Raw genomic sequence first — 22,876 nt, 5'->3', positions numbered from 1 at the left:
GCGATGAAAAAAACCTCCAACGCTCGCGCGCTGTACGAGTTGTTCAGCTCGATGCGCTTTGCGATCAGCCTGCTGACGATCCTCGCGATCGCATCGGTGATCGGCACGGTGCTCAAGCAGAACGAGCCGTACAACGCCTACCTGAACCAGTTCGGCCCTTTCTGGTTTCCGATCTTCGAGAAGCTCGGGCTGTATGCCGTATACAACGCGGGTTGGTTCCTCGCGATCCTGTGCTTCCTGGTGCTATCGACCAGCGCTTGCATCCTTCGCCAGAGCAAGCCGATGCTGCGCGAAATGCGCGCATTCAAGGAACACGCGCGCGAGACCTCGCTGCGGCTGTTCAAGCTCCATGCTGAAGCCAGTGCAGACCACGCGCCAACACGCGCAGCGGCTGAGGCCTATCTCGCGCGCTGCGGATTTCGGGCGCGCACGCTAGAACGCGACGACGGCGTGCTCATCGCTGCCAAGCGCGGCAGCTGGAGCCGTGTCGGCTACTTCTTCGCACATGGCGGTTTGGTCGTGATCTGCGTCGGCGGTCTGCTGGACGGCAACCTGCCGCTGCGCATGCAGATGTGGCTGGGAGGCAAGCAGGCAACGCAGGCCGATCAACTGATCGCGGATATTCCTGCGCAAAGCCGGCTCGCCGAAGACAACTGGAGCTACCGCGGCAACATCTTCATCCCGGAAGGCAAGTCTTCCGGCGTGGCGGTACTGCGCGAAGGCGACGGCGTGCTGCTGCAGGAACTGCCCTTTGACGTGTCGCTGCAGAAATTTCACATCGAACACTATGAGACCGGGCAGCCAAAGCGTTTCGCCAGCGACATCATCGTGACCGACAAGCGCAGCGGCAAATCCGAGGTGCGCACGATCGACGTAAACAAACCCTTCGAGACGCACGGCGTCACGCTCTACCAAGCCAGTTTCGACGACGGCGGTAGCCGCCTGAAGCTTCGCGTTCGCAACCTCGCGACGGGCGGCGACGCACCGAGCGAGATCACCGGCATCGTGGGTGAGCGCGGCGACCTCAAGGGCCCGGGCTATGCCTACAGCGTCGAATTCACCGGCTTCCGCGCCATCAACGTGGAAACGATGGGGGAAGCGCCTGCTGCACGCGGCGGCCTCGCCGGCCTGCAGGATCGCCTCGGCAGCGGTGCGCGCGACCCGGCGCACAAGAACCAACGCAACATCGGCCCAAGCTTCACCTACAAGCTGCGCGACAGCGCCGGGCAGGCGATCGAATTCATGAACTACATGCTGCCGGTGGAGCAGGACGGCCGTTGGTTCCTGCTCGCGGGGATACGCGAAGACGCGGCCGAGGGCTTCCGTTACCTGCGCATTCCGCTCGACGAAGACGGTCGCGTCGACACCTGGTATGCGGTACGCCAACGCTTGCTCGACAAGACGACCCAGGCAACGCTGGCAAAGCGCTTCGCCAAGCGCGCCTCGGGCGGTGCGGAAAACGCCGCGCTGCGACTTGAGGAGACTTCGCTGCGAACCCTGCAGCTGTTTTCCGACAAGGGCTTTGAATCGCTCGGCGCATTCATCGACAAGACCATTCCGAAAGCTGAGCAAGAACGCGCGGCAGGCATCTTCCTGCAGGTGCTCGAAGGCATTGTTTGGGAAGCGGTCTTGATGGCGCGCGAAGACGCCGGCCAGCCCGCGCTCGAAGCAAGCCCCGCGCGTGCGCAGTACGCCCGCGACGTGCTCAAGGCGGTGGGTGACGCCTTCCACTACAACGCGCCCCTGATCCTGCAGCTCGACAGCTATGAGCAGGTCCAGGCGACGGTGCTTCAGGCCACGCGCTCACCCGGCAAGAAATGGGTCTTCCTGGGCTCGCTCTTGCTCACGCTGGGCGTGTTCGCCATGCTTTACGTTCGGGAACGCAGGCTGTTCCTGCTGCTGCGGCGCGACGGCTCAGCGTTGCTCGCGATGAGCGCGAACCGCGTGTCGCTGGACGTCGAGCAGGAATTCCTGCGTCATCGCGACGCCTTGCTGGGCAGCAAACCGGCTGCCGGAGACCTTGCATCATGACCGACCTCGCCCATTCCGTTTCACCGCAGCCCGGCTTTCGCCGCATCACACCGGGCGACTGGCTTGCAGCATTGGCCCTTGCCCTGGGTGCAGCCTTCGCACTGCGGCAGTACGGCAGCTACATGGACGTCTACGAAAAGGCCATTCTGCTGCTGACGGTGCCTGCACTCGCACTGCTCGGCTGGCACTGGCACGGCCTACGCAACCTGCTGGCCGCCACCGCCTGCGCCGCCCTGCTCGGCATTGAGCTCTACCAGCACGACCTCGCACGCGCCGAGCAGGTCTTCTGGCTGAAGTACTTTTTCAGCAGCCAAACCGCCATCGCCTGGATGAGCGCGCTGGTGTTCTTTTCGACCGGTGCATTCTGGCTCGGGCTGCTGGCCCGCGCCCCATTTGCCGAACGCGTTGGCACCGCGCTCAGTTGGGTCGCCGCCGGAGCGGGGCTCACCGGCCTCATGGTGCGTTGGTACGAGAGCTACCTGATCGGGGCCGATGTTGGCCACATCCCGGTATCGAACCTCTACGAAGTCTTCGTGCTCTTCATCATCCTGACCACACTGCTGTATCTGTACTACGCACGGCACTACGCAACGAACAAGCTCGGCGCCTTCGTGATGCCGGTGGTGGCCGCGGCCGTCGGATTTCTGCTCTGGTACAGCTTCAGCCGCGACGCGCATGAGATCCAACCGCTGATCCCGGCCCTGCAGTCCTACTGGATGAAGATCCATGTGCCGGCCAACTTCGTCGGCTACGGGGCCTTCGCGCTCGCATCGATGGTTGGCGTGGCCTATCTGTGTGCATCGCACGGCCCGCTGGCGAGCCGCCTGCCCAGCGTCGCGGTGCTCGACGATCTGATGTATCGGGCGATTGGCATCGGCTTCGCGTTCTTCACCGTGGCCACGATACTCGGGGCGCTGTGGGCCGCTGAGGCGTGGGGCACATACTGGCAGTGGGACCCGAAGGAAACCTGGGCCCTCATCGTCTGGCTCAACTACGCGGCCTGGCTGCACATGCGACTGACCAAGGGACTGCGCGGTGCCGTGCTGGCCTGGTGGGCCATCATCGGCCTGCTGGTCACCAGTTTCGCCTTCCTCGGCGTTAACATGTTCTTGTCGGGCCTGCATTCCTACGGCTCGCTTTGAGCGAAGACCATGCGCGCTGCCGCCACCCTGCTTCTGCTTGCACTACTTGCGCCGACCGTGGCGCAAGCCGAGGTATGGAAGTGGACCGACAGCGCCGGCCAAACCCATTACGGTGACAGCCCACCAGCGGGGGTGAAAGCAAGCAAGGTGGGCGACGCGGGCGTGTCGGTCATCCCCTCGACGCCCACGCCCGAAGCGGCCGCCCCGGCTCCGGCCGCGGCCAGCCCCGCGCGCGCCGCGCCAACGGCCGAGCGCCCGGCGAGCAACGCCACCAGCCATGAGGCTACGGCAGAGCGCGAAGCCAAGCGGCAACGAATGATCGAACGCTGCGAACGCGAGCGGGGTGTTGATTGCGAATACGCGGTGGACGGCATGCTCGACGGCACGCCGCCGGCGAACAGCGCGATTGAAGGCCCTGTCTGGATCGTGCCGACGCACCCGCCCCACAAACCGCACCCGCCGGTGAAACCGAAGCCCAAGCCCAGCACGACACCGGACGACCCGCTGAACTACCCGATCGCGCCCTTCCCGAAGCCGGTCAAACCCAAGTAGCCGCGCGTCACTGCGCCAGAACGCGAAACTCGATGCGCCGGTTGCGCGCACGCCCGTCCGGCGTGGCGTTTGACGCGACCGGCCGGTCGGGGCCCATGCCGGTGGTACTCAGCATGGCCTGCTCGGCGCCTTTGGCCACCAGATAACGCTGTACTTCATTCGCGCGCGCCTGCGACAAGGCCAGGTTGCTGGTACGCGAACCGTCGCTGTCGGTGTGACCAATAATCTCCACCCGACGGCCGCGCACGCTCAGCAGCGCCTTGGCCATCTCGTCGAGGATCGCCTGCCCTGCCTGGGTCAATGTGGCCTTGCCGCTTTCAAACTCCACGATCCGGTTGCCGAGCGTGTCGTCGAGCAACTGCTGTTCGCTGGCAGCCACGGCGAGGCCGTTCTTCACCACGAACTGGTTGTTGAAGCTGCTCGCGACATCGCTCGCCACTGTCTTTCGCTGCGCATCGCTCGACACGGTGCCGTTGAGGGCGACCTGCGTCCCATCGACACTCAGACTGCCGGCGCTCACCGTCTTGAGCTGCGGCCCGATCGAGCGCTGCACCTGTTCGGCCCAGTGCGGCGGCGCGACCACGCCGCCAACGGTGATCTGATCAACCACCCGCGCGGCGCCGAAAACCTCGCGCAGGCGCGCGAGAATCGCGGCTTTCGACGCATCGTCAGGCACAGCGCCGGTCGCCACGATCGGCGCGTCCTGGGTCGTTGTGGCAACGGCACCCCACGACGCCACGCCCAGCAGGAGTGCCACCGCGAATCGAAGCAAGTTAGCGTCCAAGGAAGGCCTCACTGAAGGTATCCGCAGCCTGCCGCAATGAGAGCCGCGGGATGTCGAGGTAACTCGCCAGTTTGCGAATTGCATAGTCGTTATCCAGATAGTCTTCGACCCACTCTGCATCGCAGACGTCGATCAGGTAGTCCTGCGCGGCGGTCGCTGACAGCAAGGCTTCGAGCACCCGCGCATCCGCACCGGCGAAGCTCAGCATCAATTCCGGCCGACCACCGCGATGCACATTGAAGGCCCCGACTTCGAAGTCGGAGCGGGCGAGGAAGGGCGCCACGGCGCCAGCCCACCATGTCGCCAACGCATTGCGCGCATCCCCCTGCGCCGGCAACGGCAGCACCAGGCCGCGCTGCATCCGGGCGCTGGCTTGAGTGAGCAAGGGCTCGAGCAAGAGCCCGAGCGCAAGCACACTGCGGCGGAGTACCAACGGATGCCCCGCTTCGCGCAGACGCCGCTCCACATCCGCAAGGGTCAGACGGTCGTACTCCGGCATCAGCGTCTCGGCACGACCGAGCATCGGCGGCGAAAACTCGATCGCAGCCAGTTCGTCCAGCGCGGCGCGAGGGTCCTCCGATGTCACCGTTGCGTCCATGGCGGTCGCGAGCTGCCGCCACACCGTGTCGAAACACGCGGGAAACTCGGCCATCAGACCGATCGGCGACTCCGTCGGCAGCGCCACGGCGGCGATGAAGGGGAAGCGGCGTTGGGACGCATCCTGGCTGGGCACAAGGCGCCCCACCAGGGCCACAGGACTGCGCGCCCCCAGGAAGACAAATTCAACCGGCGCGCAGCGGTCATAGGCGGACTTCCAACCAGGGTCGCTCGCCGCCAGTTCAAGCCCATGCGCAACCCAGGCATCAAGCGGATCAAGAATTGCGGCGCCATTGCCACTCCGTACGAAATCCGCCCGTCCGGGCAGTTTCCCGAAATAGCAGACGCGTCCGGCAAGATCAGTCATTCGCATCGTGTCCGGCCCCTCACGCCCCGCCGCCGGCAACCGCCGCCGGCAGCTTGATGCCAAGCAGCCCGGACTTCTGCGGTGCGCTGGCGTTGGCCGAGGTATCGGCCTGCGCGCTGCTGACAATGCGCAGATTCACCGTGACCGCCACGCCGTTGTTGCTCCAGGTCATCTCGAAGGTGCCGTCGCTGCGCCGCTTCTTCTGCGCGGTATTGATCAGTCGCTCGAGGCCAGCCGCTCCGGGCTGACTGGCGACCTCGACCGTGCGCCCGTCGTAAGCCACCGCGGTGATGCGCGCGCCTGGCGCCCCCTTGCCCGACGGCCACACGAAGTTGGCCCAGTCCTGCACACCCATGCGGTAACGCAGCACCTGCCCATCGATTTCAATCGTGTACTCGGTTACACCGGAGACCGGTTGTGGCTGAATCTGGAACACCGTCTGCGGCGTGCTGCCGCCCGCGGGATCGCCACCTGCGCCTGCTGCAGCACCGGCAACCGGCGCCACGAAGCGCGCGAAGTTGTCGGCGAACTCGGGCGCGAGCTTGACCCCCATGTCCGCCCAGGTTCGTGCGGCCAATGTGTCACCACGACGCACGACGAGCGGCCCCATCGAGGTCTGCACAAACTTGGAGACAGCGCCTTCCGGACCGAACACCTGCGCAATTTCGCCTGCACCAGCCTCGACGCGGGCGTTCTGCGTAAAGGGATATTTCTCGGCAAGGCTACGCATGAAGGGGTCGTAGACCTGCGCCGCCCATGTGCGGTTGAGTTCGGTTTCGGCCGGCTTGACGATCACTGCAAACGCCATCATCAGCGGGCGTACAAGCAGCGGCCGGATGGTGCCGCGAGCCGAATCCGGAATCGAAGCCAGCACCTGCTCGTCGACCTGACGCAGCGCATCCGACAGCTCGGATCCGGAGCCTTCCAGCGTTTGCATCATCAACTGTCGCGCGGCGGGTCCTGCGTCGCCGGCAGTCTTCATCTGGTTGAAGCGCGAGCGGACTTTGGCGAGCGATTGCAGGTAGCCCTTGAGCAGCGAACCGTCGCGCGCCTCGGGCCGCTCGACAACAAGATTCGCGATCGCCGCAAACTCGCGCCCGACCGGCCCCATCGGGATCTCGGTCTTGCCTGCGGACACATTCACGGTGACCTGCGCAGGCGACTGCCGCAGGATTGTCTGCTTGAACCATTCGACGAATCCGCTCTGCGCCTTCGCCAAACCATCGTTGAGCAGCGAGGGGTTATCCCACGCGGTCTGCCGATAGACCGTATCCAGAACCTTGCCGATCGGCGAATTGACCGGATCACCCAGACGATTGAGCTGTTTGACCGCATCGTCAAAGCTGGCGAAATCGGCAACCGTCACGCCCTGGAGGAATTTCTTCCATTCCGCCGCGTAGTCGGTTTTGTACATCAGCGTCAGCGCCTTCTGGATCTGCTCCGGACTGCCCTCAAGTGACAGATCGTCACGCGCAGCGGTCTTCAGTACCCAATCGGTGCTTTGCAACTCCTTGCTCGCAGCATCCTTGATCGCCGCCTCGACGTAGCCTTCCCACGCCTCGCGCGTAAAGGTGCCGGGAATCGCGTGACTGCCGGCCACGAGGTCTCGCGCATCATCGCCAACGATCCGTGCCACCGTCATCGACGGGAAGCGCGTAGCGGCACGCGCCTTGATCTGGGCATACACCCGCTCACGTGCCGGTTGCCCCTTAACCACTTTGCGCAGCACATCGCGCGTTTGATCGACCAGCGCGAGGCGGGTTTCCACCAGAGGGAAGTCCGGCTGAGCGCTCTGCGCAACCACAAAGGCCAACATGCGTTCCGCCGAACGGATCATCCGCTCGCGGGGCATCTCGCCGCGGTTGTTCTCAAGCCAGTTACGCCAGAAGCGCGCGAGCTGGTCGTTCAGGTGCCCAGGCTCGACATGCTCGTGGCTGCCCAGCATCAGGTAGGTCTTGAGTGCGTTGTAAGCGTCCTGGACATCCGTCGGGGACGCATCGCGATACGGTTGGGCAGCACCGTCCTGCCGCGCGGCAACCTTCTCTGCCGCCCCGGTCTGTGCGGGCGCGAGCTCGCCGCTGCGGCGATTCACCTCGGCCAGATAGCCTTCGAGCGATTCCGCGACCGGTTTCAGCAAGATCTGCCGCACGCCGTGAAAGTACTCAGCGCGCAACTTCGCTTCCAATGTGTCGCCTTGGTAAAGGCCGAAACCAAGGCCCGCAGGCCGGTCCTCACGATAGCGTTCCAGCTGTTCGATGCGGTCCTGCATCAGTTCGAGCGCTTCGATACGGGACGCAAGATCCTGCCGGCCTTCCTGCAGGCGCACGGCTTTCGCCAGGTCGGCCTGCACATGCGACACGAGGCGCTGATTCGACACATAGGACCAAGCCAGCGCACCAAGCACGAGCCCGAAGCCCACCACCGACGCCGCGAAGGCCACCGCCCGCATACGGGTGCGCGTTCGGCTCGCGTATTGCCGCACCAGCGCACGATCGGAAAAGATGACTTTCGAGAACAGATCCCGTAGAAAGAACCCGCCCTGCGACGACACCGGCATATCGACCGCGGGCGCCAGCTTGAGGCCGAAACGGTCGGCAATACGCTCGCTCGATGTACCGGCTGCACGCCCTTCCTGCAGCGCGCTTGTGAAGTAGAAGCCGCGGAAGATCGGTTTGAACTGGAACGGGTTGTCTTCGAACAGCGTTGCGACAAATGCGCGCAAAGCCGGGCGCACCGCCGAGAACTCAAGCGGGAAGGTCAGCACCCCTGCGCCGAGTTTTTCACCGCGGTAGAGCGCCATGCGCGCGACCGACTGCTCGCGCAGCCCCTCATACAGCCGATCGAAGTGCTCGTCGAAGCGCGCCACCGGATCAGCCGACCCGTCGGCGTCATACGCGAGCGTTGCCCCCCACACGCGGGCACGTTCGGCAGCGTCACAGTCGTCAAAGAACTCGGCGAAACCGGCGATCAGATCCACTTTCGTGAACACGATGTACACCGGCGCAAACACTTCGAGTTCGGCGGTCAGCTCCTGAACGCGCGCGCGGATCTGCTTGGCGAGCTTGATGCCGTATTCCGGGCGATTCTGGGTCAGCTCCTGCACGCTGGCCGCGACGACGATGCCGTTGATCGGCGCCTTGGGGCGATGGCGTTTGAGCAGGTGCAGGAAGCCAAGCCATTCACCGCGGTCCTCGTCCTCCACCGCATAACGCCCAGCGGTATCGAGCAGGATGCCTTCGGTGGTGAAGAACCAATCGCAGTTTCGTGTGCCGCCGATGCCCTGAACAATGCTGCCGCCCTGATCGGCAAACGGAAACTGCAGGCCTGAATTCACGACCGCCGAACTCTTGCCTGCAGCCGGGTTGCCGATCACCATGTACCACGGCAGTTCGTAGAGCGCAGCGCGCCCTGACAACTCGCCGAGCTTTGATCCCTTGATCGTTGCGATCGCCTCACCCATTCGCCGACGCAGCACGTCGACCTCGCCACGCTTGGACGGTGTCGCACGGCTGACCGCACGCTCCGACTCCTGGGTCAGCATCTGAGTCAACGCAGCCGCCTCGCGCGAAGCCCGTCGGCGACGCAAGCCCCATGCACCAAGGACAATCAGCAGGATCAGCACGATCGCGGCAATCGCCCACCACAACGCCAACTTCAGCGTGTGAGCAGAAAGCAGCAAGAAAGCGCTCGCAAGCAACAGCGCCAAGACCGTCAAGGTTCGGCTGTCTGTAAGGAAATTCCAGAATCCACGCATGGTTTGGGTCGTCGTAGTGTGGCCAGCTTCAGGAGGTGGCTGGCTCAGGTTCGTAGGCTTGCAGCAGCAGCGCGCCCCGCTCCAGCGGATCGGCCAAGGCGGCGAGCAGGGTCGGTTTTTGGGTCTGTTCGGTTTGCGTGGCGGCAAGTGCTAGCGCGAGCGTGGTACCCGCAACGCCCAGGTCCCCCAGCGCCGCACCAAGCCCCACGCGCTCCGCAACCGGATCGAGATGCGGCAGCACGTTGTTCATCGCAGCAGCGATCTCGACCGCACGAGTCGGACGGACATCGCCCTCGCTGACCACGGCGGCGACTGCATCGGCCGACGTCTTTCCGGCTTCGAGCGCAGCGTGCAACAGCGACTCGAGCAAGGTCGTGTCGCTCCGGCCGGTCATGCGCGGCGGGGCATCGCGGCGAGCGTTAAGCGGGATCGATAGGCGAGCCAGCGTCGGCCATCCATGTGCTGTCTCTGGACGACCGAGCAGCAGGGCAGCGGCCGCTTCGCCGGGCACCAAACCCTCGGGTTTGTCGTGCGCGAAAAGCCTGCCTTCACCCGCCGCGCGCTCGATCACGGCCTCATCGATGTGACTGTCGAACGCGAGCAAGAGCAGATTCCGAATCTGCGCCTTATCCGCCTGCCAGGCCCTGACTTCAGCCAGCGTCGCGGTGCTGTCTTCGGCCGCAACGAGATACACCGCCGGCAAGGCCTCAGACCAAACCTGCGCAATCAGATGTTCGATCCAGCGCGTCGCCAGCGATTGCATGGATTCGTTCCATGCTCGAGGCACGATCGCCCTCACCACAATCGGCAACGCGCGCGGGGCCGCGTGGCGCGAAGCCGACTCTGGCATTGTTGCAACGAGCTGCTGGAGAACCGGCGACGCAGCCCCCGTCAGGAGCGCCAGCGCGCGCACAAATCCGGCCGGCGGCACGATGTCATCGGCGCCTACGTGCGCGAGCCAGTCATTCACATCCTCAACGCTCAGCTCACGCGCTCGCGCCATGCGAACCGGCATGCCGTCAAAGTCGAGATAGTCGGGCTCCGGCGCAGGCGCCAAGTCGCCAGCGGCGATTGCCTCGATCACGGCACTGGCCGACTCGCCCCCGGCGGTACTCACACCCGCCGCCAGTACCAACATCTCGGCCACGCCGACCGTCATTTGCGCAGGCTGCGCGGGTTGACCGGCCGATACCGGGATCGGCGCCTCGGTCGGCGAGCCGATCCGACGCAGCACCATCCACCCAAGACCGGCCGCCAAACAAACGCCAACGGGCACCAACACCAGGCCGACCAGCAAGTCTGACGGCGTAACGACCTGGGGGCTGCTTTGCCACCACAGCACCGCACCGCCCCAGCACAGGGCCAGCAGCGCGATCAACACAAGCACGAAACGGATGCGACCAGACATGCGATTCGGGTCAGTCCGAAGTGTTTGCCTGGCCCGCGATCAGCACCGCGCCGCACGCGGTCTTGTCTCCGTGCCGCGCAGCCGGGCGTCCATCGATCATGCACGTCGGGTCGCCGCTGACGATCACCGTGGTGCCGCCATGGCCCTTCTTCGGGCAGGTCACCTTGTCGCCAACGCGCGCGATCGCCTTGTCGCCGGTCACACTCTGAGGGCTCCCCTCGACCACGACGCCGCCGTGGCTGGTCTTGTCCCCAATCACAATAAATGGACGCCCCACGTACCGCTCCTGTTCATTTGCGGCCGAGCACACCTGCCCGGCGCAGTTCGACGTGTCCGAAATCCATCAGCTTCCAGCGGCCGCCCCAAGTCAGCCCCAGCGCCTCTGCCCGCTCACCGAGCAGGCGATAGCCCTCCATCGCCCATGGGTCACGTTCGCTGATGACGATCTTGCCGCCGCGAAGGAACGCGAGGTCCGCTGCAAGACCAAACTGGTGATAGCTCTGAAAGGCGCCCGCGCGCGTCACATGCGGCCCCATGGCCGCAAGCTGTGCCTGTCGCTCTGGACTGCGATACCCCTCCAACAGCGCCAGTTCATAACCGCGCTCGCTCATTTGCTGGAACAACACCAGGATGCGCTGACGGAACTCACCATCCATCAAGGTCCAGTCGCGACTGGCGGAGGCAATCTCGGGTCGCTCTGCCTGCAGTTCGGCTGTCACGAACACCTCGGGCGGTAGCGCCGGAGGTGGCACCAGATGCTCACCGTCAAGCAAGGCCGCGAGCACCGGATCCCGAACCTCGGCCTTATCCTCAAAGCCCGCCATCGGTCGAGTCATCGACAGCAGCACGGCGCCCACCACCGGAAGGATCACCGCCACCGCGCTCAATCCGATGACCAGACGATTGGATCGGGCCCAGCTCCATCCACGCGCGGCAATGCTGGTGCCGTTTGCCCCCATCACTACGAGTGCGTCACGTCCGCTGGCGCCGATCCGACGCTGCGCGCCGCAGGCCGACTGCAGCTGCCGTTGCATGCCACGTATCGCCGCATCGCGAAGCGCCGGAAAGCACATCAGGCTCCCGCCGAGCACGGCAACAATCATGATGGCGGACAGACCTAAGAGCAGTTCCACAAACGTCGCCAGGGCTTTGAAAAATGACGATCGGATTATACGAGCCGATACATTTGGCATATGCGGTAATTCTTCTCGCATAATCCGATTTGCTCGCAGCTAATATTCATGCCCATGACATCCCCGGAATCGAGCCCGGTTCAGACCGGAGCAGCCCGTCGTCCATCGCTGTTCGAACAGCCTGCCGGCAATGCGCGCACGCCGCACCGGGAGATCGCCGTGCTCGCTCCGTTCGCGACGCCGAAACCGGCACAGCCCTCGGTGCGCTGGGCCACCGCGGGCGTTGCGGCAGTCGCCTCGGCATTTGCGTTGCTGGCCGGCGCCACCCTGTGGGCGGTGGTCAATGGCGGCAACTCAGAGCAAGCATCGCCGCCCCCGCCGGTGGCGCAACGCGCGCCAGCAAAGCCTGCTGCGGCACATGCGGCGGCTCCGGCGATCGCAAGCGTGGCGCCAGAAGAACCGACCCAATCCCAAGCGGCAGCTGCAGTCGTAGCCAACCCCGCGCCTGGCGCAACGATGGTGGACACCCTGGATCCCGCCGAGGCCATGCAGCCAGCGCTCGCAGCCAAGACCGCTGACGAGACAGGCGCGACAACTGCGTCCCCAATCGCAGCGGCGCGCACCGCCGAGGCACCCACCCAGGTCACGCCCCGTCACGCTTCAAGCTCGACGCCCAAGGCGACGCAGCACAAGCCGTTGAACGAGAAGCCCAAACCGCGCAGCACCAAACCAAAAGGCGAAGCGGACACCGCCCTGCTCGCTGCACTGGTCTCGCACATTGACCACACCGCTGCGCAGACGGCCAACCGCGACGTGGTGGGGCCCAGCGCACAGCAGGGCAGCACCGCGGAACTGGTCGCGCGTTGTGACCGGCTCGGTGGGCTTGAAGGCACGCTATGCCGCAAGCGCATCTGCAAGGGCTTGTGGGGTAGCGACCCGGCCTGCCCGAGTCGTTGAGCAGCGTGCATTCGGCGCGCGGCAAGCGCCTCAGTCGAACAGGGAGCGGGTCTGGCCCAGCGGCTCCGCCTCTGCCTTGAGTTGCGGTTCCAGATCAGCCACCTTCACACCAAGCAGGCGAAGCTTTCGCTCGATCGGCACGCGGCGCAGGCAATCGACCGCCACATCGCGGATCGTCATGAAATCGGCGGTGGCGTAGGTCAGCTTGCGGTCCCGCGTTACCTGCTCGAAGTTTTCGAACTTCACTTTCACACCGATGCTTCGGCCGACATAGCCCTTGGCGGCCAGGTCGGCAGCAACCTGCCGAGAGAGCTTCACGATCACCGATAGCAGCGTGAGCGGATCTCGGGTGTCGTGGGGAAAGGTGATCTCCCTGGAGCGCGATTTGGGCTCCTGATGTGTTTCAACCGGCCGCTCGTCGCGCCCCGCCCCGGCATCGGCCAGCCAGCGCCCGTAGCTCTGGCCGAAGTGCCGCACCAGCATGTGGGGCGATGCGGCCGCCAATTCACCGATCGTGCGGATGCCCAACTGTTCGAGCTTTGCATTTGCCTTCGGGCCGACGCCGTTGATCTTGCTGACTGCAAGCGGCCAGATCCGCGCTGCTATCGCCGATTCATCGATGATTGTCAGCCCGTTCGGCTTGTCCAGATCAGAGGCGATCTTTGCGATCAACTTGTTCGGCGCGATCCCGATCGAACAGGTCAGGCCTGTCGCCGCCGTAACCCGCGCCTTGATTGCCCGCGCAAGCGTTTCGGTATCGCCCGGCACATCGGTCAGGTCGATATAGATTTCATCGATGCCGCGATCTTCAATGCAGTCGGCGACTTCGGCCACGGCCGCCTTGAACAGGCGCGAGTAATGCCGATACGCGCCGAAATTCACCGGCAGCACGATCAGATCAGGACATAGGCGCAGCGCGGTGCGGATCGGTTGCCCGGAACGGCAGCCAAAGGCCCGCGCTTCATAGGTCGCAGTGGTGAGCACCCCGCGGCTCGCCAGCAACTGCGCACGCCCTTCCGGCGTGCGCGAATCGCCGATGCCGCCAATTGCCACCGGTAGCCCGCGCAGTTCGGGCTGGCGCAGCAGTTCGACCGACGCGAAGAAGGCGTCCATGTCGAGGTGGGCGATGCGGCGATTCGGAAACATCGCGAAAGTTTACCGGAGGGGTTGAACTTTCCGCTGCCGTCGCCATCTACACCAGCGTACCGGTTCAGGAGAGCCGGTGCGGTTGATGGGGAGTAGCTCACTTCTGCTGCGTCGTCACCACGATCGCTGACGCGATCCGGCGCACAGGCGGGCCCGCGAGGGGCCGCGAGCGAGACCGTTACCGGCATGTCCGGCGCGGTCGCTCGTCCATCCAACGGAGAGGGGCCTTGTCCGGCAACGGCGCAAGGCCCTTTTCGTTTCACGGGCCGTGCGCCGGATCGATCAACGCGCATTGAAAGGAAAACCTGTGAAACGCGTTCTGCTGCTTGTCGCGACCAACGTCGCGATCGTCATCCTGCTGTCGATCACCGCCCGTCTGTTGGGGCTGGATCGCTACCTCGAAGCCAACGGCAGCCTGAACCTGCAGAGCCTGCTCGTGTTCTGCGCGATCTTCGGCTTCGGTGGCGCCTTCGTGTCGCTCGCCATTTCGAAGTGGATGGCCAAGTTCTCGACCGGCGCCCAGGTCATCACGCAACCGCGCAATCAGGCCGAGGCCTGGCTGCTCGACACGGTGGCGCGTCAGGCGCAGGCCGCTGGCATCAAGATGCCGGAAGTGGCGGTGTACGACTCCCCGGAGCTCAACGCGTTCGCCACCGGACCGAGCCGCAACAACGCCCTGGTGGCCGTTTCGACCGGGCTTCTGCACAACATGCGCCCCGATGAAGTGGAAGCCGTGTTGGCGCACGAAGTCAGCCACGTAGCAAACGGTGACATGGTGACGCTGACGCTGATCCAGGGCGTCGTGAATACCTTCGTCATGTTCATCGCACGCATCGTCGGCAACGTGGTCGACAAGCTGGTGTTCAAGAACGAGGAAGGGCACGGCCCGGCGTTCTTTGTCACCACCATCGTCGCCGAACTGGTGCTGGGCGTGCTGGCTTCGATCATCGTCATGTGGTTCTCGCGTCAGCGCGAATTCCGCGCAGATGCAGGTGCCGCAAAGTTGGTTGGTGCCACACCGATGATCAACGCGCTTGAACGCCTGAAGCTCAACGCCGACGGCGGCGCCCTGCCAGATGGTGTGAAGGCGCTCGGCATCTCGGGTGGGCCGGCGTTCATGAAACTCTTCATGTCGCACCCGCCGCTTGATGAACGCATTGCCGCGCTGCGCGCCAGCCGCTAAGGAGATCCGCATGACCCCGATCCGTACCTATCCGGAAAACAGCCCGCAGGCCGTCGGCCGCATCGTCGCAATGATGATGGTCGCTGACGGCAGCCTCGCCGAGGCCGAACTCGCAGCACTCTCCGACCCGGAGCATCTCGCCAGCGTGGGCCTCGACGCCCACGGCCTACGCACGGTGCTGGCCGACCATCTGGTCGACGTGGCGCTGGCCAGCCCGAAACCGCACGAAGCACGGGTGAATGACCCGGCGATTCTCGACCAGGTGCTCGCACCGGTCACCGACCCCGCGCTGCGTCTGAAAGCGTGTGCGCTGGCGATCCACGCAAGCGGCGCTGACGAACAGATCGCGCCGGCAGAGCAGGCTGTGCTGCACTACATGCTCGATCAGTGGGGTTTGACGCTGGAACAGCTGCACGACTATCTGGCGCAGCACCTGAACTGAGCCATCACGACGACGCCCAAACGGGCGTCGTTTTTCTTTCAGGCGGTCGGCCGACTGACCGACAGCAGACGCAAGCCCACGCCAAGAAATGCCACCCCGGTGGCTCGGTTCACCCAGACGCGCCACATGCCAGAGCCGCTGATCCGCGCAGCGAGCCGGCCAGACGCCCACGCCATGCCACTGTTGTAGACGGTAGAGAGCCCGACGAAGATCGCGCCAAGGATCAGCAGCGCCGTGGTGGTGCCCGGCACCCCGGGGCGGATGAACTGCGGAAAGAAGGACACCATGAACAACACCACCTTGGGATTCAGCAGGTTGGTCAAGTAAGCGCGTAGCAGCAGACCGCGACGAGAGACGCGCGGCGCCTCCACGCGTTGCGCCGGGGCTTCGCCTTTGTCGCGCAGCATCGTGATACCGAGCCAGACGAGATAGATCGCGCCCGCCACCTTGAGCGTGTTAAACGCCGTTTCCGACGCCAGCAACAGCGCCGACAGCCCGAGCACCGCAAACAGCACATGCGTCGCGCAACCCAGCGAGATGCCCATCGCAGCCAGCAGTCCGGCGCGATGCCCGCGTGAGACGCTCTGCCCCACGATCAGCATCGTGTCGGGCCCCGGCGTGACGTTGAGCACCATCACCGCCAGCACGAAGAGCCAAGGATTCGAAATCGCCGCCATACCTGCTCCCAATCTTTAAGCCGTTCGCCACGAAGCCAGCGCAGTCTAAACTAAGGTATGCGCCACACCCGCTCATACACGTTCCGTATCGCCCTCGTCGCGCTGGGCTGCATGCTGGCGATACCACCGGCCCACGCCGCACCGCCGCTTCGAGTCGCGCAGCTCGAATCGCTGCGCTACCCGCTGGTTGAGGTGGACGCGCAGGGCAAGGTCAGCGGTGGCCTGCTCAAAACACTCGGTGATCGAATCGCCGAAAAGCTGGGGACCAGCGCACAGCACAGTCTGTGGTCGCGAAGGCGCACCGAAGCGGCTGTGCTGGCGGGTGACGCCGACATTGCGTGCTATCTGAGCCCGATCTGGTCGGACGAAGCACGCGACGGGCTCTGGAGTATCCCGGTGCTGCCGCAGATCGAACGGGTTGTGGCGCTGCGTGGCAAACGCTTGCCAAGCCCAGCGCCGCAGGACTTCAAAGGCCTGCGAGTAGCGATCATGCTCGGCTACCACTATCCGGCCATACAAGGTCTGTTCGATGCCAAGGAGGCGCAGCCGGTTGAGGAGACCCGCGTCGACAACCTGTTCCGCCTGCTCCTCACCGATCGCGCGGACGTGCTGATCACGTCGGAGGCGGAAATCGAAGGCCAGTTCCGCCAGTTCCCTGCGCAGCGGGAACGTTTCGAGGTCGGCAAACAAGCCTTTACGACCGTGGATACGCAGTGTCTCGTGTCACCCAAATCGCCCTGGTCGCTCACGCAGGTCAACGCCGCGCTGAAAGCCCTGGTGAGCAGCGGCGAGATCGGGCGCCTGGCCGCGCGCTACGGCCTGAGCATGCGCTAGAGGTTCTCGCGATCGCCCCGCGTGGTCGGGCTCGAAACGACGAGGAACACGACCTCGCGATCGAAGGGGTTGCGAAACTGATGCGGGACGCCCGGCGGAATCTCGATCCCCTGCCCCGCCGCAAGAACAAGCACCTCGCCGGCGCGCCACATCTCCGCGCGGCCCTCAAGGATGTAGAAAAACTGACGCGCCAGCGCATGGCGATGCATCTGCTCCGACTTGCCCGGCGGCACGCGCTCCTGGATCACGCTGAGTGCTGGGTCCTTGAGCAGATGCCAGCCGTCGCAGCCCTCGCCCCAGACGTAGTGTTCGGCATTCTCGGTGCTGACCACGCTCATGCGGCACCTCCCGTTTCACGATAGCGCTGCGGCGCATAGCGGCGTGCGAGGCGGCCACTTGCAGCGGCCAGATCGATCGTGGTCACCAACAATCCTGGCCCCTCATGCCCCAAGTGGGCGACGCAGCAGCCCTCTGGCGAAATCACCGCGCTGCCGGACACCGAATAGCGCAGGCCGACGTTCACGCTGGCAAACCAGATGCTGTTTTCAGCCGCGCGGCATTGCATGGCCTTTTCGTAGATCGGCCCGTCTGGGGCACCCCACTCGCGCAACGCCTCGCCCGCGAAATCACTGCCGCCGAAGTGGGGGTGCAGCACCAGCTGCGCACCGCGCGCTGCCGCCCAGCGCACCGTTTCCGGGTAGCGCCAGCCTTCGTGGCAGATGACGATCCCGAAACGCAGCCCACCCAGTTCGAACACTTGGCGCGTATCTCCCGGCGTGTAGGTGGCATCCTCATCCGGATCAAGCTGGTTCTTCGTCTGCGCCCCCATGACCTCGCCGTCTGGCCCGATCACCCACGCCAGAATGTGCAGCCCGCCTTCCTTGCTCGGCCACTCCATCGGCAGTACGACCGCGATGCGATGCTGCCGGGCCAGCGCACGGGCCACCTCCAGCGCCGCCGCGAGACCAGCCGCGTCATGCGCTTCGACGTCGAAATCCAGCCCGCGCATCCCCGGCACATAGGCCTCGGGGAAGCAGACCAGCGCTGCACCCGCTGTGGCCGCCTGGGCAACGTAGTCGGCCACATGCCGCATGCCTTCGGCGATGGACCGAGCAAGTGGCGGCGCAGCAAGGGCAAGCGTAAAGGGGTTGGCAAGTGTGGTCACGGTGTTCGACCCATGAAGACGAAGTGCGCGAGGATACGTGATCAGCGCCTCAGGCTCGCAAGTGCCGCACGCTTGTCCTCGGTCAGGGACGCCGGCCGCCCCACGCCGCAGAATCGCGCCCTTTCCTTCCCCCCGGAAATCCCCCATGACCGCCCCCGAACATTTCATCCCGGGCAAGGACGCCTCACTCGAATCGAGCATCGCGCGCCTGCAAGGCCTGCTCGCCGAGCGTGGCTTCCGGCTCGAAGAGCACGCCTGGCTCAACCCGGTCGCCGACTGCTGGTCGGTGCATCTGCGCGACGCCGATTGCCCGCTGCTCTACACCAACGGCAAGGGCGGTTCGCAGCTGGCAGCCCGCGCCAGCGCGCTTGGCGAATTTGTCGAGCGCGCAAGCTGCAACCACTTCTGGTCGCACTACCACCTTGGCGAGACGATCGCACAGCACGAGTTCGCCCACACGCCGCAGGAGCGCTGGTTCCCGCTCGGGGAGGACGAAAGCTGGCCAAGCGGTTTGCTGGACGCCGCGTTGCAGGATTTCTACAACCCGGACGCCAGCGTGCCCGCCTCGCACCTTGTCGAGCACAACAGTGGCAACGCCGCTCGCGGCATCTGCGCGCTACCGCATGTACGCCAACGCGATGGCGAGACGCTGTGGATGCCGGTGAACCTGATCGGCAATCTCTACGTCAGCAACGGGCTCGCGGCCGGCAATTCCGCCGAAGAGGCGCGGACCCAGGCGCTGTCGGAGATCCTTGAGCGCCATGTGAAGTTCCGCGTGCTGCGTGAAGACCTCTGCCTGCCCGAGGTGCCGGCCGAGGTGCTGGAGCGCCATCCTCACATCGCCGCCGGCGTGGCTGCACTGCGCGACGCCGGCTTCGGCATCCGCGTTCAGGATGCTTCGCTCGGCGGTGAGTTCCCGGTGATGGCGGTGACGCTGTTGAACCCGGCAGACCACGGCTGCTATGCCAGCTTCGGCGCGCACCCGCGCTTCGAGGTCGCGCTGGAACGTGCGCTCACCGAACTGCTGCAAGGGCGCGCGCTCGACGCACTCACCGGCTTTCCGCCGCCGGCCTTCGACGCCGACGAGGTGGCCGATCCGTCGAACATCGAAACGCATTTCGTTGATTCATCCGGCGTCGTCGGTTGGCGGCTGCTCGCAGGCACGCCGGACTTCGACTTTGCGGACTGGGATTTTGCCGGCAGCACAGCAGACGAGTTCCGCCATCTGTGCGACACGATCCACGCCGCCGGGCACGACATCCTCATCGCGGACTTCGATCACCTGGGCGCGTACGCCTGCCGCATCGTCGTGCCGGGCATGTCAGAGATTTACCCGGTCGAAGATCTGGAATGGGAGAACAACAGCGTCGGCAACCTGCTGCGCCCGGCGCTGCAACGCTTGCCGGAGCTCGACGAGGCCGAGTGCGAAGCCTTGCGCGACGCGCTGGAAAGCCTTGATCTTGCCGACGAACGCCCGGTTGCCGCGTTGATCGGGCTGGCGCCCGACGTCGATTCGCCCTGGCGCACGCTACGGGTCGGGGAGCTGAAGGCGCTGCTCGCCCTGGCAGTTGGCGACACCGACGCCGCTGCGGAGGGCTGCGCATGGGTCAGCCAGTTCGGCCACCTGGACGCGGCTCGAGCGCGCGTTTACCGGGCGCTGGAGGCCGTGCTGCGTCTGCCTCCGGGTGACCGCTACGGGCCGGCGCTCGATGCGCTCTACGGCAGAGAAGCGCTGGCCACTGCCGAAGCGCTTGCGAGCGGGAAGCTGCGCTTCTTCGGCCTTGATGTGCTGGGGCCCAACTTCGAAGCCAGCGCCACGCATCAGCGCCTGCTCGCTGCCTATCGAAAGGTGTGGCCAACGCTTCGCTGAGTGCAGCGTCAGCCTTGGGCCCGGTTCGCCTTTGCGTACCGGGCCTGAGCGAGCGGCCTACTTGGCTTCCGGCTTCGCTTCCGCCTTGGCTTCGCCCTTGGTACGCCGGTAGACGATCTCCTTCGTGCCACCGTCGCAGGAGCCGACGATCTTGCCGTCCTTGCCTTCGCCCTTCGCGACGATCTCGAGGCTGTAGTCCTTCACCCCTTTGCCCTCGATTTTTTCCGTGATCTGCCCCTTCAGGGTTTCACAGTCCATCTTGGCAAATGCGGGCGCAACTGCCAGCGCACATGCCAGGCCAAGCACGAGCTTCTTCATCGCCTTCCTCCCAGGATACGGCCAGTCGTGGCCGCGTCGGCCAGCGCGCGCGCAGCGCCGCGCATGGCAAGCGCCAGCGTAACGGGCGGCGGCAACAAGTGCAGCCCCCGACCTGGTGTCGCATCGTGACGAATACAACACCACCTGCGCCGCCGGCGTAGCTGCCCGCGTGCCGCATAATCGCGATCCTGATCCGCCCTTGCCCGACCGCCGCACAGCCATGAACAAGACCTACGAAGTCCGCCCCGGCCAATCCGTCGAACTGTTGAAGGAACTCCATATCCTGACTCGCGACGGCAAGATGAACCAGGACAGCCGGCGCAAGCTCAAGCAGGTCTACCACCTGTACCACTTCATCGAACCGCTTCTGCAGGATGTACTCGGCAGCCATGCGGACGTGAACCTGGTGGACCACGGGGCGGGCAAATCCTATCTCGGCTTCATCCTGTACGACCTGTTCTTCAAGGAAGCCGCACCGCAAGGCACCGTCTGGGGCATCGAAACGCGCGACGAACTGGTGACACGTTCGCGCGAGCTGGCGGCGCAGTTGGGCTTTGGCGGGATGCATTTCCTCAACCTGTCGGTGGCGGATTCGATCACTTCGACCGCGCTGCCGGCGCGCATCGACGTCGTCACTGCGCTGCACGCCTGCAACACCGCCACTGATGACGCGATCCGCTTTGCCCTCGCCAAGCGTGCGCGCCACATCGTGCTGGTGCCTTGCTGCCAGGCCGAGGTGGCCGCGGTGCTGCGCAAAAACAAGGGGCGCGCGCTCAAGTCACCGCTGACCGAACTGTGGCGCCACCCGATCCACACGCGCGAATTTGGCAGCCAGGTCACCAATGTGTTGCGTTGCCTGCAACTGGAAGCACATGGCTATCAGGTGAACGTGACTGAGCTGGTCGGCTGGGAACACTCGATGAAGAACGAGCTGATCATCGCCAGCGACAAGAATCTGCCGCGCAATCGCCCAAGCGAACGCCTGCAGGAGATTCTGCAGACGCTGGGGCTGGAAGAGCTTGGCGAGCGGTTCTTCGTGCCCGCCGCTGCTGCTAAGTCGGCGTAGACAGGGGCCGCGACTCGCTGAGGAACTGGGTCGCGTCGCCCAGTTCGTCATGCGTGCGCGCCATGCGCAGGGCGCGCACGAACTTGAGCCAGACCGGATCCGGCTCGACAAGCTTGAACATCGCAATCGCATCGCTGCTGCGGCCATGCCGCAACACCCGCGCGCGCAACATGCAACGATCGGCCTCGCCGAGTTCGACGAAAGCCACCCCCTCGGCATCGAGCGGGATCGATTCCTCGCACTGCGCACGGAAGCCAGTGCGCGAGCATTCGATGACCCGCATCGGATAGACGCGCGAGCGCTGCCCGTCGGGCTGGCGAACATGGAAACCGGCCGGGCACATTACCGAGAAGCGCTGGTGCTGACGCCGTTTGAGCTCGGTGCGGAATGAATCATCCGGCAGCGGCGGCAGGTAGGCCTTGTACGCGGGCAAGTCGTAGATGCCGTGCAGCAGCACCTTTTCGCGCTGGCTGGCGCGGCGGAAAGCGTCGGTACGTTGATTGAAGAAGTAGTTGATCAGCTCCGGCGTCATCACCGGGTCGTTGGTGGTGAAGAAACGCTTGTCCGGGAACTGGAAGTGCTTGAGCTTGAGCTCAAGGAAGTAGCGATGCAGGTTCTTCGACGGTGGCTGGTGCGCGTAGGCACGCCGGTAGAGCTCCGGCATCTTCTTCAGATCGAGATGCGCGCCCACGGCAGGTGCGCCATTGACGAAGTCGTAGTGGCTCACCGGGTTCTGCCGCAGGCGCCGGAAGCACAGCAAGCCCTCGTACATCGGAATATGGCGCGGGTTCACCGCGATCACCAGGTGGCGCGTATCGAAGTACTTCACCGCGTATTCGCGCATGAACTTCATCAGCGGGAACAGCACCAGACCGCCTCGCATGCGGAAGCGCTTATGCACCGCGAGCGCAGAAACTTCGGCGATATTGCCGCCTTCGGCACGGATCGCATCGATATCGAAAATCCGCTGAAGCGGGAAGCCAAGTGCGCTTTCGCGGATCAGCGAAATCGTGCCAACGACTTGATCGTCGTACTTCGCGAGCAGTGTGGTCGTCGTGGGCAGCGCGTGGTAGAGCGTGACACGCATGCCCGATTCGTCTGGCTGCATGAAGCCGGCGCCGACATAGGCCTCGTGCAGCAGCTTGAAGCAGGCCTCCAGCTCCTCCCGCGTCTCAGCGAGCTTGAAGACCAGATTGTCCGGCGGCGTCTCTTCGCATCGCACAGCGTTGCGCAACAAAGCATTGCGTGAGCTGCGCGGCAACAAGCCGGCGGCGAGCCTCATCGTTTTGCGTGCAAGGTTGCGAATACGTCGCTTCATCACCGATCCGCAGCGGGTGCCGAAGGTCCAAAGTCGCCCAGTGTAGGACTATTTCGGACAATTCGACTACCGTTTCCGCTGACACATTTGACCCGCCACGATCCGGGTCAACGCCTGCCAACGCAAGCTGTC

At 64.8% G+C, this 22,876-nt stretch carries 21 protein-coding genes; 9 read left to right on the top strand and 12 right to left on the bottom strand.

Annotated features, from left to right (window positions below; translation table 11 throughout):
* Positions 1-3 precede the first annotated feature (3 nt).
* The 3 genes from HH302_RS01730 to HH302_RS01720 are packed head-to-tail and all read left to right on the top strand — an operon-like array spanning position 4 to position 3,725.
* Complete coding sequence (locus tag HH302_RS01730; RefSeq protein WP_172197303.1) at positions 4-2,031, top strand: cytochrome c biogenesis protein ResB; 2,028 nt, start codon at positions 4-6, stop codon at positions 2,029-2,031.
* Entirely contained in the window at positions 2,028-3,173 is a 1,146-nt protein-coding gene (gene ccsB / locus HH302_RS01725) for a c-type cytochrome biogenesis protein CcsB (protein ID WP_172197300.1), read from the top strand. The genes HH302_RS01730 and ccsB overlap by 4 nt, the downstream gene beginning before the upstream one ends.
* 9 nt (positions 3,174-3,182) lie before the next feature.
* A complete protein-coding gene (locus HH302_RS01720; protein ID WP_172197297.1) occupies positions 3,183-3,725 on the top strand; it encodes a DUF4124 domain-containing protein in 543 nt (180 codons plus the stop codon).
* Positions 3,726-3,732: 7 nt separating this feature from the next.
* On the opposite strand, the gene HH302_RS01715 is transcribed toward HH302_RS01720, so the two are convergent.
* From HH302_RS01715 to HH302_RS01690, 6 genes are all read right to left on the bottom strand, one after another.
* Positions 3,733-4,482 (bottom strand): OmpA family protein, encoded by a 750-nt coding sequence (locus HH302_RS01715; protein ID WP_371814545.1) that lies wholly within the window; start codon positions 4,480-4,482, stop codon positions 3,733-3,735.
* Between the two features lie 16 nt (positions 4,483-4,498).
* Positions 4,499-5,473: a type VI secretion system-associated protein TagF gene (gene tagF / locus HH302_RS01710; protein WP_172197291.1), complete on the bottom strand. Its 975-nt coding sequence runs from the start codon at positions 5,471-5,473 to the stop codon at positions 4,499-4,501.
* Between the two features lie 19 nt (positions 5,474-5,492).
* Complete coding sequence (tssM, locus tag HH302_RS01705; protein ID WP_216661737.1) at positions 5,493-9,152, bottom strand: type VI secretion system membrane subunit TssM; 3,660 nt, start codon at positions 9,150-9,152, stop codon at positions 5,493-5,495.
* A 103-nt stretch (positions 9,153-9,255) separates the two neighbouring features.
* Positions 9,256-10,635, bottom strand: a complete 1,380-nt coding sequence (locus tag HH302_RS01700) for a hypothetical protein (RefSeq protein ID WP_172197285.1) — start codon at positions 10,633-10,635, stop codon at positions 9,256-9,258.
* Between the two features lie 10 nt (positions 10,636-10,645).
* The gene (locus HH302_RS01695) at positions 10,646-10,912 is read right to left on the bottom strand and encodes a PAAR domain-containing protein (RefSeq protein WP_172197282.1); all 267 of its coding nucleotides are present in this window, start codon (positions 10,910-10,912) and stop codon (positions 10,646-10,648) included.
* Positions 10,913-10,925: 13 nt separating this feature from the next.
* Positions 10,926-11,768 carry a M15 family metallopeptidase gene (locus HH302_RS01690; RefSeq protein ID WP_371814544.1) on the bottom strand — a complete coding sequence of 281 codons (843 nt, stop codon included), beginning with the start codon at positions 11,766-11,768 and terminating at the stop codon, positions 10,926-10,928.
* Between the two features lie 108 nt (positions 11,769-11,876).
* Between HH302_RS01690 and HH302_RS01685 the strand changes: the two genes are divergently transcribed.
* Positions 11,877-12,725 carry a hypothetical protein gene (locus tag HH302_RS01685; RefSeq protein ID WP_172197279.1) on the top strand — a complete coding sequence of 283 codons (849 nt, stop codon included), beginning with the start codon at positions 11,877-11,879 and terminating at the stop codon, positions 12,723-12,725.
* A gap of 30 nt (positions 12,726-12,755) precedes the next feature.
* Here HH302_RS01685 and dinB read toward each other — a convergent pair whose 3' ends face one another.
* Complete coding sequence (gene dinB / locus HH302_RS01680) at positions 12,756-13,871, bottom strand: DNA polymerase IV (RefSeq protein ID WP_172197276.1); 1,116 nt, start codon at positions 13,869-13,871, stop codon at positions 12,756-12,758.
* 307 nt (positions 13,872-14,178) lie between these two features.
* Between dinB and htpX the strand changes: the two genes are divergently transcribed.
* Together htpX and HH302_RS01670 are read left to right on the top strand one after the other, a co-directional pair.
* On the top strand, positions 14,179-15,054 hold the full coding sequence (gene htpX / locus HH302_RS01675) for a protease HtpX (RefSeq protein ID WP_172197254.1): 876 nt from the start codon (positions 14,179-14,181) through the stop codon (positions 15,052-15,054).
* A 10-nt stretch (positions 15,055-15,064) separates the two neighbouring features.
* Positions 15,065-15,496 carry a TerB family tellurite resistance protein gene (locus HH302_RS01670; protein ID WP_172197251.1) on the top strand — a complete coding sequence of 144 codons (432 nt, stop codon included), beginning with the start codon at positions 15,065-15,067 and terminating at the stop codon, positions 15,494-15,496.
* 38 nt (positions 15,497-15,534) lie between these two features.
* On the opposite strand, the gene HH302_RS01665 is transcribed toward HH302_RS01670, so the two are convergent.
* Complete coding sequence (locus tag HH302_RS01665) at positions 15,535-16,173, bottom strand: LysE family translocator (RefSeq protein WP_172197248.1); 639 nt, start codon at positions 16,171-16,173, stop codon at positions 15,535-15,537.
* Positions 16,174-16,230: 57 nt separating this feature from the next.
* Here HH302_RS01665 and HH302_RS01660 point away from each other — a divergent pair, with 57 nt between their 5' ends.
* On the top strand, positions 16,231-17,007 hold the full coding sequence (locus HH302_RS01660) for an ABC transporter substrate-binding protein (protein ID WP_172197245.1): 777 nt from the start codon (positions 16,231-16,233) through the stop codon (positions 17,005-17,007).
* Here the strand turns inward: HH302_RS01660 and HH302_RS01655 are convergent.
* Together HH302_RS01655 and HH302_RS01650 are read right to left on the bottom strand one after the other, a co-directional pair.
* Positions 17,004-17,345 (bottom strand): cupin domain-containing protein, encoded by a 342-nt coding sequence (locus HH302_RS01655; protein ID WP_172197242.1) that lies wholly within the window; start codon positions 17,343-17,345, stop codon positions 17,004-17,006. The genes HH302_RS01660 and HH302_RS01655 overlap by 4 nt on opposite strands.
* Positions 17,342-18,172 carry a carbon-nitrogen hydrolase family protein gene (locus tag HH302_RS01650; protein WP_216661735.1) on the bottom strand — a complete coding sequence of 277 codons (831 nt, stop codon included), beginning with the start codon at positions 18,170-18,172 and terminating at the stop codon, positions 17,342-17,344. Before HH302_RS01650 ends, HH302_RS01655 begins: the two co-directional genes overlap by 4 nt.
* Before the next feature lie 145 nt (positions 18,173-18,317).
* Between HH302_RS01650 and ycaO the strand changes: the two genes are divergently transcribed.
* Positions 18,318-20,042: a 30S ribosomal protein S12 methylthiotransferase accessory factor YcaO gene (gene ycaO / locus HH302_RS01645; protein WP_172197235.1), complete on the top strand. Its 1,725-nt coding sequence runs from the start codon at positions 18,318-18,320 to the stop codon at positions 20,040-20,042.
* Positions 20,043-20,099: 57 nt separating this feature from the next.
* On the opposite strand, the gene HH302_RS01640 is transcribed toward ycaO, so the two are convergent.
* The gene (locus tag HH302_RS01640; protein WP_172197232.1) at positions 20,100-20,360 is read right to left on the bottom strand and encodes a DUF1161 domain-containing protein; all 261 of its coding nucleotides are present in this window, start codon (positions 20,358-20,360) and stop codon (positions 20,100-20,102) included.
* A gap of 220 nt (positions 20,361-20,580) precedes the next feature.
* On the opposite strand from HH302_RS01640, the gene HH302_RS01635 reads away from it, so the two are divergent.
* Entirely contained in the window at positions 20,581-21,426 is an 846-nt protein-coding gene (locus HH302_RS01635; protein WP_172197213.1) for an SAM-dependent methyltransferase, read from the top strand.
* Here the strand turns inward: HH302_RS01635 and HH302_RS01630 are convergent.
* Complete coding sequence (locus HH302_RS01630) at positions 21,413-22,744, bottom strand: hypothetical protein (RefSeq protein ID WP_172197210.1); 1,332 nt, start codon at positions 22,742-22,744, stop codon at positions 21,413-21,415. The genes HH302_RS01635 and HH302_RS01630 overlap by 14 nt on opposite strands.
* Between the last annotated feature and the right edge of the window lie 132 nt (positions 22,745-22,876).

The sequence above is a fragment of the Niveibacterium sp. COAC-50 genome (assembly GCF_013184235.1).
Classification (GTDB): Bacteria; Pseudomonadota; Gammaproteobacteria; order Burkholderiales; family Rhodocyclaceae; genus Niveibacterium; species Niveibacterium microcysteis.
Note: the sequence above shows the minus strand (reverse complement) of the source record. Positions and strands in the feature narration are given on the sequence as shown.